General features: G+C 71.7%; 11 protein-coding genes. 6 read left to right on the top strand and 5 right to left on the bottom strand.

The annotated features are described in order from the left end of the window. Positions 1-196 precede the first annotated feature (196 nt). Positions 197-1,420, bottom strand: coding sequence for a cation:proton antiporter (locus tag RNB18_RS50460; RefSeq protein ID WP_311720859.1), 1,224 nt, complete (start codon positions 1,418-1,420; stop codon positions 197-199). 4 nt (positions 1,421-1,424) lie between these two features. Further along, positions 1,425-1,910: a cation:proton antiporter regulatory subunit gene (locus RNB18_RS50465; protein WP_311720860.1), complete on the bottom strand. Its 486-nt coding sequence runs from the start codon at positions 1,908-1,910 to the stop codon at positions 1,425-1,427. Between the two features lie 74 nt (positions 1,911-1,984). On the opposite strand from RNB18_RS50465, the gene RNB18_RS50470 reads away from it, so the two are divergent. Both RNB18_RS50470 and RNB18_RS50475 read left to right on the top strand, forming a co-directional pair. Then, positions 1,985-3,019 (top strand): HAMP domain-containing sensor histidine kinase, encoded by a 1,035-nt coding sequence (locus RNB18_RS50470; RefSeq protein ID WP_311720861.1) that lies wholly within the window; start codon positions 1,985-1,987, stop codon positions 3,017-3,019. Next, a complete protein-coding gene (locus RNB18_RS50475; RefSeq protein WP_069761575.1) occupies positions 3,019-3,672 on the top strand; it encodes a response regulator in 654 nt (217 codons plus the stop codon). The genes RNB18_RS50470 and RNB18_RS50475 overlap by 1 nt, the downstream gene beginning before the upstream one ends. On the opposite strand, the gene RNB18_RS50480 is transcribed toward RNB18_RS50475, so the two are convergent. Beyond that, on the bottom strand, positions 3,659-4,111 hold the full coding sequence (locus tag RNB18_RS50480) for a hypothetical protein (protein WP_311720862.1): 453 nt from the start codon (positions 4,109-4,111) through the stop codon (positions 3,659-3,661). The genes RNB18_RS50475 and RNB18_RS50480 overlap by 14 nt on opposite strands. Positions 4,112-4,210: 99 nt before the next feature. Next, a complete protein-coding gene (locus RNB18_RS50485) occupies positions 4,211-7,099 on the bottom strand; it encodes a SpoIIE family protein phosphatase (RefSeq protein WP_311720863.1) in 2,889 nt (962 codons plus the stop codon). Between the two features lie 169 nt (positions 7,100-7,268). Between RNB18_RS50485 and rutA the strand changes: the two genes are divergently transcribed. Continuing rightward, entirely contained in the window at positions 7,269-8,342 is a 1,074-nt protein-coding gene (gene rutA, locus RNB18_RS50490; protein WP_311720867.1) for a pyrimidine utilization protein A, read from the top strand. A 45-nt stretch (positions 8,343-8,387) separates the two neighbouring features. On the opposite strand, the gene argG is transcribed toward rutA, so the two are convergent. Further along, positions 8,388-9,842 carry an argininosuccinate synthase gene (gene argG / locus RNB18_RS50495; protein WP_057613288.1) on the bottom strand — a complete coding sequence of 485 codons (1,455 nt, stop codon included), beginning with the start codon at positions 9,840-9,842 and terminating at the stop codon, positions 8,388-8,390. Between the two features lie 174 nt (positions 9,843-10,016). Here argG and miaB point away from each other — a divergent pair, with 174 nt between their 5' ends. Genes miaB through RNB18_RS50510 form a run of 3 tightly spaced genes read left to right on the top strand, consistent with a single transcriptional unit; the run spans position 10,017 to position 12,603 of the window. Further along, the gene (miaB, locus tag RNB18_RS50500) at positions 10,017-11,543 is read left to right on the top strand and encodes a tRNA (N6-isopentenyl adenosine(37)-C2)-methylthiotransferase MiaB (RefSeq protein WP_311720864.1); all 1,527 of its coding nucleotides are present in this window, start codon (positions 10,017-10,019) and stop codon (positions 11,541-11,543) included. Between the two features lie 39 nt (positions 11,544-11,582). Continuing rightward, positions 11,583-11,879, top strand: coding sequence for a hypothetical protein (locus RNB18_RS50505; protein ID WP_311720865.1), 297 nt, complete (start codon positions 11,583-11,585; stop codon positions 11,877-11,879). Positions 11,880-11,889: 10 nt separating this feature from the next. Further along, on the top strand, positions 11,890-12,603 hold the full coding sequence (locus RNB18_RS50510) for a class III extradiol dioxygenase subunit B-like domain-containing protein (protein ID WP_311720866.1): 714 nt from the start codon (positions 11,890-11,892) through the stop codon (positions 12,601-12,603). Positions 12,604-12,701: the final 98 nt, after the last annotated feature.

Consider the following 12,701-nt stretch of genomic DNA (forward strand, 5'->3'; position numbering starts at 1 on the left):
GCTCGGTCCCTTGAGCAGGGCTCGGTAACGGACGCCGGCCGCTGCGGGCGGACACCCCCCACCCCGTCCCCTTCGCGCCGTACGCGGCCAACGGCCCGTCCTGGCGCGGGTGACTGCGACTCCCCAGGGGCGCGGGGAACTGCGCGACCAGCCACAACGGACCCGCAGCCGCCCGACAACCCCACCCGGCACCCCCTTAGGCGCCGTCCCGCCCCACCGACGCCTCCGCCACCCGCGAACCGCTCTCCGTCGTCGTCGGGGACTCGCGGCGAGCCGTCAGTCGTGTCGCCAGGGGCTCCGTGTAGCGGGCCGTGAGGGGGCCGAGGATGACCAGGATGAGGACGTAGGCCGTGGCCAGGGGGCCCAGGGAGGGCGCTATGCCGGCCGAGACCGCCAGGCCCGCTATGACGATCGAGAACTCGCCGCGGGCCACCAGGGCGCCGCCCGTGCGCCAGCGGCCCTTGGGGGAGATTCCGGCTCGGCGGGCCGCCCAGTAGCCGGTGGCGATCTTGGTTGCCGCGGTGACCAGGGCCAGGGCCAGGGCGGGGAGCAGGACCGGGGGGATGCTCGCCGGGTCCGTGTGGAGGCCGAAGAAGACGAAGAAGACCGCGGCGAAGAGGTCTCGCAGGGGGCTCAGGAGGGTGTGGGCGCCCTCGGCCACCTCGCCCGAGAGGGCGATGCCCACGAGGAACGCGCCCACCGCTGCCGAGACCTGGAGCTGCTGTGCCACGCCCGCCACCAGGATGGTCAGGCCCAGGACCACCAGCAGGAGCTTCTCCGGGTCGTCGCTCGAGACGAAGCGGGAGATGAGGCGGCCGTAGCGGACCGCCACGAACAGGACCAGGCCCGCGGCTCCGAGGGCGATGGCCAGGGTCAGGCTTCCGGCCAGCAGGCCCGCTCCGGCGACGAGGGCGGTGACGATGGGCAGGTACACCGCCATTGCCAGGTCCTCCAGGACCAGGACGCTCAGGATGACGGGGGTCTCCCTGTTGCCGACCCTGCCGAGGTCGCCCAGGACCTTCGCGATGACGCCGGAGGAGGAGATCCAGGTGACGCCCGCCAGGACCACCGCCGCCACCGGGCCCCAGCCCAGCAGGAGAGCGGCCGCCGCTCCCGGGAGGGCGTTGAGGGCGCCGTCGACCAGGCCGGAGGGGTAGTGGGCCTTGAGGTTGGTGACGAGGTCGCCGGCCGTGTACTCCAGGCCGAGCATCAGGAGCAGGAGGATGACGCCTATCTCGGCGCCTATCGACACGAACTCCTCGCTCGCACCCAGCGGGAGCAGGCCGCCCTCGCCGAAGGCCAGGCCGGCCAGGAGGTAGAGGGGGATGGGGGAGAGGCGGAAACGGGCGGCGAAACGGCCGAGGAGACCCAGGCCGAGGATGATCGAGCCGAACTCGATCAGCAGGACCGCGGAGTGCACGCGTTCACTCCCGCCCGAGGATCGCTGCGGCGGCGTCCACGCCCTCGCGGGTGCCCACGACGATGAGGATGTCGCCGCCCGCCAGGCGGAAGTCCGGCGCGGGGGACGGGATCGCCTCGGCCCGGCGCAGGGCCGCCACGACGGACGCGCCGGTGTCCGTGCGCATCTTCGTGTCGCCCAGGACCCGGCCGTTCCAGCGGGAGCCGGCCGCCACTTCGACGCGCTCCGCCACCAGGCCCAGGTCCGAGGTGTAGAGGAGGCTCGCGCTGTGGTGGGAGGGCTTCAGCGCGTCGATCAGGGCGCCCGCCTCGGCGCCGGTCAGGCGCAGCGACTGGGCGCAGGAGTCGGGGTCGTCGGCCCGGTACACGCTCACGGTACGGGCACCGTCGCGGTGCGCCACCACGGAGAGATGGCGGTCCTCGCGGGTCATGAGGTCGTACTGGACCCCGATCCCCGGCAGCGGCGTCGCCCTCAGGCGTGGTGCAGACACGTTTCTTCCCCTTGTGGTTCGTGTGATCACGGGTGCCGGGTTCGCATGCTGCCAGGTCCCCGTACGGTGGCGATATGGGTGACGTGACGGATATACGCGAGCGACGGGGCCCGGCGAGACTGGCTCCTCGGGCGTCGTACGAGAGGAGCGAGGGCAGGACCGTGTCGCTGTTCTGGCGGATCTTCTCGCTCAACGCCGCGGGCCTCGTCGTCGCCGCCGCGCTGCTGCTGGGCCCGGTCACCGTGTCGACGCCCGTCCGCCAGGGGGAGGCCGTGGTCGTCCTCGGGGGGCTCGCTCTGCTGCTGGCCGCCAACGCTGTCGTGCTGCGGGTCGGGCTCATCCCGCTCCAGCGGCTGGGGCGGGCCATGGCGGCCGCTGATCTGCTGCGTCCCGGGGTGCGTGCGCCCGTCTCCGGTCCCTCCGAGACGGCCGCGCTGATCACGACGTACAACACCATGCTCGACCGGCTGGAGGCCGAGCGGGCGACCGGCGCGGCCCACGCGCTCTCCGCGCAGGAGAGGGAGCGGCATCGCATCGCGCGTGAGCTTCACGACGAGGTCGGGCAGACGCTGACCGCCGTTCTGCTCCAGCTGAAGCGAGTCGCCGACCGTGCGCCGGAGGAGCTGCGGGAGGAAGTGGGACAGGCGCAGGAGGCCACGCGGGCCGGTCTGGACGAGATCCGCCGGATCGCGCGCCGACTGCGGCCCGGCGTGCTGGAGGAGCTCGGGCTGCCGAGCGCGCTGCGGTCCCTGGCGGCCGAGTTCACCACGCACGGGCTGACCGTGCGCCATCACGTCGGGGGCGATCTGCCCCGGCTGACCGAGGAGTCGGAACTGGTCGTCTACCGGGTGGCCCAGGAGGGCCTGACGAACACCGCGCGGCACTCCGCCGCCGACCGGGCCGAGGTGCGGCTCCAGCCCGTCGCCGGGGGTGTCGAGCTCCTCGTGCGCGACAACGGCAGCGGTCTGGGCGGGGCGGTCGAGGGAGCCGGGATACAGGGCATGCGGGAGCGGGCGCTGCTGGTGGGGGCGGTGTTCTCGGTGACGGCGGGGCCTGGGCGAGGAACGGATGTGCGCTTGCGGATACCGGTCGCGGCGGGGGTGCGCTGATGTCCGGGCCGACCCGGGTGCTGCTCGCCGACGACCACACTCTCGTACGGCGGGGGGTGCGGCTGATTCTCGAGGGGGAGCCGGATCTCACGGTCGTGGCCGAGGCGGGCGACGGCGCGGAGGCGGTGGAGCTGGCACGCGCGCGTGAGGTCGATCTCGCCGTGCTGGACATCGCCATGCCACGGATGACCGGGCTCCAGGCGGCTCGCGAGCTGTCCCGGCGGCTGCCGGACCTACGGATCCTGATCCTGACGATGTACGACAACGAGCAGTACTTCTTCGAGGCCCTCAAGGCCGGGGCGAGCGGATACGTCCTCAAGTCCGTCGCCGACCGCGATCTCGTCGAGGCGTGCCGGGCCGCCGTGCGCGACGAGTCCTTCGTCTACCCCGGCGCCGAGCGGGCCCTCGTCCGGTCCTACCTCGACCGGCTGCACCGCGGTGACGACCTGCCCGCGCGGGCCGTCACCGAGCGAGAGGAGGAGATCCTCAAGCTCGTCGCCGAGGGACACACCACGAAGGAGATCGGCGAGCTGCTGTTCATCAGCGCGAAGACGGTCGAGCGGCATCGGGCGAATCTGCTGCACAAGCTGGGGATGCGGGACCGGCTGGAGCTGACCCGGTATGCGATAAGGGCCGGGCTCATCGACCCTTGAGACGGGACTGCGGCTGTGTGGCCCGACGCCGACGCACCACATACGCACCCGCGAGCCCGACCCCGCCGAGTGCCAGTGCCACGCCGATCGCCCGCTCGAAGCCGGCCGGGCCCACAGCGCCACCGGACCCGCCCTGGACACCGAGCGTCGGGAGAGGCGTGGCCACGGTCACGGTCGCCGTCGGAAGCGGCGTGGCCACGCTCACGGCCTCGTGGTCCCTTCGGGGCAGCACCTCACAGGCGATGCCGTCGTCCCGTCCCCGGTCCTCGTCGAGCCGGTCGGGGTCGGTGGGGTCGAGGTCGAACGCCGCCTGCGCGTCCTCCTGGTAGACGAAGTCGGCGCAGTCGCGGTCGCCTTGAGCATGTGCGACGCCGGTCAGCGGTCCTGCGGTGGCCAGAACTGCCACGGCGGCGCCGGTGAGTGTGGTGCGTATTCTCATGGGTCGTGCCTTTCGGGGGGCCTGAACAGCCGTCACCGCGACCCTAGGGACGCGCCCCGGCGTCCGGCCCGTTGTGCTGGGCCGAACGGGCACGCGTTCTCACAGGAGTGCGTCCCAGTCCTCGTCGAAGTCCGCGGGGTTCAGGAAGAGCACGTCCGACGGCCGGTCCGGGCCCCGCAGGGACTGTTCCGTCCAGATGCACTTGCCGGTGGGGGTGTAGCGGGCGCCCCAGCGGGTGGAGAGGGCCGAGATGAGCTGCAGGCCCCGGCCGCCCTCGTCGGTCTCCGTGGCCCGGCGGATCCGGGGCATGGTCTGGCTGCCGTCGTAGACCTCGCAGATCAACTCGGTGGTGTGCAGAAGGCGCAGGCGGACGGGACCGCGGGCGTGCCGGACCACGTTGCCGACCAGTTCGCTGACCAGGAGCTCAGTGGTGGGGGACAGGTCGTCCAGGTCCCAGGCCGCGAGCTGTTCGCGGATATGGCGGCGGGCCTGGCTCGCCGCCTTCGGGTCCTCGGGCAGGGACCAGCCGGCCATCCGGTCGGCAGGCAGCGCGTGCAGACGGGCCACCAGGAACGCCGCGTCGTCGGCCGCCTGCTGGTCCGTCGGCAGGAGACCGGCCGTCAGCGTGTCGCACAGGCGCTCAAGGTCTACGGCGGTCCCGTCGGCGTGGGCGGCGCCGAGCAGCCGCGCCAGCTCCGCCATGCCCTCGTCGATCTCCCGCTTCGCCGATTCCACCAGCCCGTCGGTGTACAGCACGAGCAGACTGCCCTCGGGCACCTCCAACTCGGCCGTCTCGAACGGCGGCTTGGCGGCTCCCAGCGGTGGATCGGCGTCCGGCTCGGGGAAGTGCACCGTTCCGTCGGGCCGTACGAGAGCCGGCGGTGGATGGCCGGCCCGGGCGATGGAGCAGACCCGGGTCGTCGGGTCGTAGAGCGCGTACAGACAGGTGGCGTACGACGCCTCGCCCATGCCGCCGACGATGTCGTTGAGGTGGCCGAGGATCTCGCCGGGCGGCAGCTCCAGGTCGGCCAGGGTGTGCACCGCGGTGCGCAGCCGGCCCATGGTGGCCGCCTCCGGCAGACCGTGGCCCATCACGTCGCCGACGACCAGGGCGACCTGTCCGCCGGACAGCGGGATGAGGTCGTACCAGTCGCCGCCCACGTCCGCGCCCGGTCCGGCCGGAAGATAGCGCGCGGCCGCCGTGCACGCGGGCAGGTCGGGCAGCGCCTGGGGGAGCAGACTGCGCTGGAGTTCCCGGGACCGGGTGTGCTCGGCGTCGTAGAGCCGGGCCCGCTCCAGGGACTGGGCGACGAGTGCGGTGATCGTGGTGAGCAGGGCGCGTTCCTCGTCGTCGAGGAGCCGCGGCCGGTCGAAGGAGACCACGCACACCCCGAAGGTGTGCCCGGACGCCGTCAGCGGCAGGAAGGCCCAGGACTTCTTCTCGCCGCGGGCGGGGAAGCCGGCCAGTTCGGGATAGCGGGCGGCGTACTCGTGGGCCGAGGACATGAACAGCGGGAGGCCGGACGCGATCGTGTCCCAGGCGGGATCGCCGGTCGCAGCCCGGGAGCGGCTGTCGAGGAGGGCCACGAAGTCCTGGGGGTAGCCGACCGCACCGACGTGGTGGAGCCGGTCGCCCTCGCTGACCTGGACCATCAGTCCGGAGGCGGCGAACGGCGGCAGCACCCGCCGGGCGACCGCGTCCACCACGTCCCGTGACGTCGTCGCCTTGGCGAGCTCCGTGGTCAGCTCGGCGATCCTCACCGCCCGCTCGGCCGCGGCCCGTTCCGTCGCCTGCCGCTCCTCCGCCAGCCGGCGCTTCTCCGTGACGTCCTGGAAGTAGAGGGTGCGGCCGTCGGGCCCCGGCACCAGCCGCACATGCAGCCGACGCCGGCACTCCGCGACGTACACGTCGAAGCCGGCGGGCTTCTCCTGGGCCCCGGCCTCCAGACAGCCCTCCTTCAGGCCCGGGACCTGCCGGGTGGCCGGCAGGTCCCACAGCAGGCGCCCGAACAACTCCTCCTCGGAGAAACCGAGGAAGCGTTCCGCCTCCAGGTTGGCGAAGGTGATCCGCCACTCGTCGTCCACCGCGAGGAAGCCGTCGCTCATGTGGCGCAGGGCCCTGCCGAGGGCGTCGCGCGCGGTGCGCGACTCGTTGCTCTCCCAGCCCACCCCGATCATCCGGAGGGGCTCACCCTGCTCGTCGTAGGTGGCCCGGCCGCGGGCCTGCGTCCACCCCCAGGTGCCGTCCAGGCGCCGTACGCGGTACTCGGCCTCGTAGACGCTGTGGTCGAGGATGGCCCGCTGCGCCGCCGCCAGCGTGGGGGCCAGGTCGTCGGGGTGGACGATCCGCATCCAGTTGTCGATCCGGCCCGTGAAGTCGGTCGGGCGGGTGCCGTACAAGGCCAGGGCGGCCTCGTCCCAGATCAGGTCGCCGTTGCGGATGTCCCAGTCCCACGAGCCGACCTGGACCTCCTTCAGGGCCTGCCGGAGCCGTTCGCCGCCCAGTTCCGCCTGGGAGGGGCCGGAGGGCGGTGGTGCCTGGGCCATGCGGTCCTCGGTCCAGGCGACGACGTCCCGCAGGAAGTCCCAGTGCCGCGGGGTGGGTTCGCCCCGCTCGCCGGCCAGGACGGTCAGCGCGCCGATGCTGCGCCGGCCGCTGAACACCGGGAGGGCGGCGAGGCCGGTGCCGGGCCAGGGGACCTCCTGCGGCGCGTCCTGGGACAGCGGCACCCAGACGCCCTCGCCCTGCTGGAGCGCGCGGGCCGGGGCCAGGGGGCCCTCCTGGTCGACGATCTCCCAGGAGCGGGTGACGGCGGGCGGCAGACCGACGGACGACACCAGGCGCAGCGCGGACATCGGGCCGCGCAGGTGCATGGTTCCGCCGAGCGCGCTCAGCTCGCCGACCGCATGCCCGAGCGCCAGCCGGAAGACCTCGCTCTCCGTCGCACCAGGGGTGACCGTGCCGAGAAGAGCGAGCCGCGCGTTCATGGAGGGAACTTATCGTTCCCGTTTCCGTTCGAAACCTGCTTCACAGTTTCCGACGAGCTGTTTCCCGCCCTTTCCTTACCTCAACTGCCCATGCTTCACAGGAAGTTGCCGAAATTCCGGCCGTGTACCGTGCCGTCGGACGGGGCAGCCTCCGATCATGAGGAGCGGCATGGACATCGGTGTCTTCATCCCCATCGGCAACAACGGCTGGCTCATCTCCAAGAGTTCCCCGCAGTACATGCCGACCTTCGAGCTCAACAAGGCTGTCGTGCAGAAGGCCGAGGAGCACGGGTTCGACTTCGCCCTGTCCATGATCAAACTCAAGGGTTTCGGCGGCGAGACCGAGTTCTGGGACCACTGTCTGGAGTCGTTCACGCTGATGGCGGGCCTGGCCGCGGTCACCGAGCGGATCAAGCTGTACGCCTCCACGCCGATCCTCGCCCTGCCGCCGGCGATCGTCGCGCGCATGGCGGTCACGGTCGACTCCATCGCCCCCGGACGGTTCGGCGTCAACATCGTCACCGGCTGGGCGCCCGGCGAGTACGCGCAGATGGGCGTGTGGCCCGGCGACGAGCACTTCGGTAACCGGTACGCGCGGGCCGTGGAGTACGTGACGGTGATGAAGGAGCTGTGGAGCGAGGGCGTCAGCAACTTCAAGGGCGAGTTCTACGAGATGGACGACTGCGTGCTCTCGCCGCGGCCCAAGGACGGGCACATCGACATCGTGGCCGCCGGGCAGAGCGGCACGGGCATGCGGTTCGCCGCCGGGCACGCCGACTACAACTTCATCCTGGGCAGCGGGGTGAACACACCGCTGGCCTTCTCGGGCAGCGCGGCCACGCTGGTTCAGGCGGCGCGGGAGACCGGCCGTGACGTGGGTGCCCTGTCCCTGTTCATGGTCATCGCCGACGAGACCGACGAGGCCGCCCGCGCGAAGTGGCAGGACTATCACGAAGGCGCCGACCATGCGGCGCTCGCCTACATGGCGGGGGAGTCGGCCACCGACACCACCGCCGACGACTCCTCCACGGCCCGCACCATCGTGCTGCCCGAGGGCGCCGTGAACTTCAACATGGGGACGCTCGTCGGGTCGTACGAGAGTGTCGCGCGCATGCTCGACGAAATCGCCGGGGTCGACGGGACCAAGGGGATCATGCTGGTCTTCGACGACTTCCTCGAAGGCATCGAGAGGTTCGGGACGCGGATCCAGCCGTTGATGCGGTCGCGGGACGGGCGGACATGAGAAGAGGCCGGTGCGCGGTCGCACCGGCCTCGCTCACGAGGTGACTCAGTCCGTGCCGAACTCCATGGCGGCCCGGTCCAGCAGGGCCTCGTCCTCCGAGACCTCGCCGCGGGACGCGATCGCCTCGGCGCCGCCTTCGGGGAGTTCCGGCATGGTGCCGATCAGGCCCGTGGCCGCGGCCTGGGAGGCGCCGATCGTGGGGCTGCCGGTGCCGATCAGGCCGAGGCCGGCGTACTGCTCGAGCTTGGCGCGGGAGTCGGCGATGTCGAGGTTGCGCATGGTGAGCTGGCCGATCCGGTCCACCGGGCCGAAGGCCGAGTCCTCGGTCCGCTCCATCGACAGCTTGTCCGGGTGGTACGAGAACGCCGGGCCCGTGGTGTCGAGGATCGAGTAGTCCTCGCCGCGCCGCAGACGCAGGGTGACCTCGCCGGTGATCGCCGCGCCGACCCAGCGCTGGAGCGATTCGCGGATCATCAGGGCCTGCGGGTCCAGCCAGCGGCCCTCGTACATCAGACGGCCCAGGCGCCGGCCCTCGTTGTGGTACTGGGCGACGGTGTCCTCGTTGTGGATCGCGTTGACGAGACGCTCGTACGCGGCGTGCAGCAGGGCCATGCCGGGCGCCTCGTAGATGCCGCGGCTCTTCGCCTCGATGATCCGGTTCTCGATCTGGTCGGACATGCCGAGGCCGTGCCGGCCGCCGATCGCGTTGGCCTCCATGACCAAGTCGACGGCGGAGCCGAACTCCTTGCCGTTGATGGTCACCGGGCGGCCCTGGTCGAAGCCGACCGTGACGTCCTCGGGTGCGATCTCGACCGACGGGTCCCAGAACTTGACGCCCATGATCGGCTCGACGGTCTCGATGCCGGTGTTGAGGTGCTCCAGGGTCTTGGCCTCGTGTGTGGCGCCCCAGATGTTGGCGTCGGTGGAGTACGCCTTCTCGGTCGAGTCCCGGTACGGCAGCTGGTGCGCGACCAGCCACTCGGACATCTCCTTGCGGCCCCCGAGCTCGGTCACGAAGTCCGCGTCCAGCCAGGGCTTGTAGATCCGCAGGTTCGGGTTGGCGAGCAGGCCGTAGCGGTAGAACCGCTCGATGTCGTTGCCCTTGAAGGTCGAACCGTCGCCCCAGATCTGGACGTTGTCCTCCAGCATCGCCCGGACCAGGAGCGTGCCGGTGACGGCGCGGCCCAGGGGCGTGGTGTTGAAGTACGCCCGCCCGCCCGAGCGGATGTGGAACGCCCCGCAGGTGAGCGCGGCCAGTCCCTCCTCGACCAGCGCGGCACGGCAGTCGACCAGGCGCGCGATCTCGGCACCGTAGGCGTGCGCGCGGCCGGGCACCGAGTCGATGTCGGGCTCGTCGTACTGGCCGATGTTCGCGGTGTAGGTGCAGGGGATGGCGCCCTTGTCGCGCATCCACGCGACCGCGACGGAGGTGTCGAGACCGCCGGAGAAGGCGATGCCGACGCGCTCGCCGGCGGGGAGGGACGTGAGGACCTTGGACATAGGAAGATTATGCATCACGGCGCATGGTCATGCAAAGCCCCCTGGTGTCACCCCTCACGTGATTCACGTCATCCGTGCAGCCGCCTCGAAGGTCGGCGCCGGTCGGCCCCGGCAATGGCGGAGGAGCCGCTCGCCCCGGGACGGGTGCTCCCCGCAAGCGCCTACCCTTGAGCCATGACCAGCAGCAGCGACCGGAGCCCGGCAGTGGACGTTCCCTCTTCGAAGACGTATGAAGTGCGCACTTATGGGTGCCAGATGAACGTCCACGACTCCGAGCGATTGTCCGGGCTGCTGGAGGAGGCGGGATACGTACCCGCCCCCGAGGGCTCCGACGGGGACGCCGACGTCGTCGTCTTCAACACCTGCGCGGTGCGTGAGAACGCCGACAACCGGCTCTACGGCAACCTCGGCCGGCTCGCGCCGCGCAAGGCCTCGCGGCCCGGCATGCAGATCGCGGTCGGCGGCTGCCTCGCCCAGAAGGACCGCGACACCATCGTGAAGAAGGCGCCCTGGGTGGACGTCGTCTTCGGCACGCACAACATCGGCAAGCTGCCGATCCTGCTGGAACGCGCGCGCGTGCAGGAAGAGGCGCAGGTCGAGATCGCCGAGTCCCTCGAGGCGTTCCCGTCCACGCTGCCGACCCGGCGCGAGAGCGCCTACGCGGCCTGGGTGTCGATCTCCGTCGGCTGCAACAACACCTGCACCTTCTGCATCGTCCCGGCGCTGCGAGGCAAGGAGAAGGACCGCCGTACCGGCGACATCCTCGCCGAGATCGAGACACTGGTCGGCGAGGGCGTCTCCGAGATCACGCTGCTCGGCCAGAACGTCAACGCGTACGGCTCCGACATCGGCGACCGTGAGGCGTTCAGCAAACTGCTGCGCGCGTGTGGCGCGATCGAGGGCCTGGAGCGCGTTCGCTTCACCTCCCCGCACCCGCGCGACTTCACGGACGACGTGATCGCGGCCATGGCCGAGACGCCGAACGTCATGCCGCAGCTGCACATGCCCCTGCAGTCCGGTTCGGACACGGTCCTGAAGGCGATGCGCCGCTCGTACCGCCAGGAGCGCTACCTCGGGATCATCGAGAAGGTCCGCGCCGCCATCCCGCACGCGGCGATCACCACCGACATCATCGTGGGCTTCCCCGGCGAGACCGAGGAGGACTTCGAGCAGACCATGCACGTGGTCCGCGAGGCCCGCTTCACGCAGGCCTTCACCTTCCAGTACTCCAAGCGTCCCGGGACCCCCGCCGCGACCATGGAGAACCAGATCCCCAAGGAGGTCGTCCAGGCGCGCTACGAGCGTCTTGTCGCCCTCCAGGAGGAGATCTCCTGGGAGGAGAACAAGAGGCAGGTCGGCCGCACCCTGGAGCTGATGGTCGCCGAGGGCGAGGGCCGCAAGGACGGCGCCACCCACCGCCTCTCCGGCCGCGCCCCCGACAACCGCCTGGTCCACTTCACCAAGCCCGACCAGGAGGTCCGCCCCGGCGACGTGGTCACGGTCGAGATCACCTACGCCGCCCCCCACCACCTCCTCGCCGAGGGCGCCGTCCTCGATGTGCGCCGCACGCGCGCGGGGGACGCCTGGGAGAAGCGGAACGCGGCCGAGGCCGCCGAATCCGCGGGTGTCATGCTGGGCCTCCCGAAGATCGGGGTTCCCGAGCCGCTGCCGGTGGCCACGGGCGGCTGCGCGGCGCACTGAGCGCCCGCCGCCGGTCATGCAGGAGAGGCGGGGCGGGGCATGGCGCGCTGGGTGGTCCTGGTCGACCGCAGTTACGGGGACCATCACGACGTCGACGAAGTGACGCACTTCGAGGGCACCCGGGAGGAGGCCCGCGCCCGCCTGTACGAGATCGCGTGCACCCACCGTCCGGGCGTGGGGCTGCGCCAGAAGCGCCGACAGGTCTACCGGATCGGTGACGGGGACGCCTACTACGCGAACATCGAGGGCATGATGGCCACGTTTCGCGTGGTGTACCGGCTCGGCGAACTGGCGTGGAGCACCCATCCCGAGTCCTGGCCCTGGGCCTGGAAGTAGGCTGCCGATCATGCTTGTAGCAGCCGCAGTCTGTCCGTGTCCGCCCCTTCTCGTGCCGCCGGTCGCCGCTGGGGCGGCGCCCGAGCTCGACGGGGCTCGCGCCGCCTGCACGGACGCGCTGGGTGTGCTCGCGGCGGCCCGGCCCGACCGCCTCGTCGTTGTGGGGCCCGCCGAGCAGAGCGGGCGTGGCCCGCACCCGCAGGGCGCCCGCGGCTCGTTCCGCGGCTTCGGCGTGGATGTGGACGTGCGGCTCGGGCCGGAGCGGGGGCCGGTCCCGGAGCGCCCGCTACCGACCTCCCTCGCCGTCGCCGCCTGGCTGCTGGACCGCATCGACTGGTCCGACGCCCCGATCGAGGGACTCGGTGTGGGGGAACCTCTGGAGCCCGAGCGGTGTATTCAGACCGGGAGGGGAATCGCCGCCCGGGCCGAGCGGGTGGCGCTGCTGGTGATGGGTGACGCCAGCGCCTGCCGCACGCTCAAGGCACCCGGCTACCTCGACGAGCGCGCGGCCCCGTTCGACGCGGAGGTCGCGCGTGCGCTGGGCGCGGCCGACGTGGCGGCCCTGCAGGCGCTGGACGCCGAGCTGGCGTACGAACTGAAGGCCTCCGGCCGGGCCTGCTGGCAGGTCCTCGCGGGCGCCGCCGAGGGCGCGGACCTCGGCGGCTCGCTGCTGTACGAGGACGCGCCGTACGGCGTGGGGTACGTGGTCGCGACCTGGTCCTGAGGACTGGGGGAGCCGCAGGAGCCGTAGAGGAGTTCTGGGCGGGAAACGGCGGGCCGGCCGGGGGCCCAGCCCCCGCGCCGCCCGCGCGGGGGCGGGGG

This window comes from Streptomyces doebereineriae (genome assembly GCF_031845645.1).
In the GTDB taxonomy this organism is placed as follows: domain Bacteria; phylum Actinomycetota; class Actinomycetes; order Streptomycetales; family Streptomycetaceae; genus Streptomyces; species Streptomyces canus.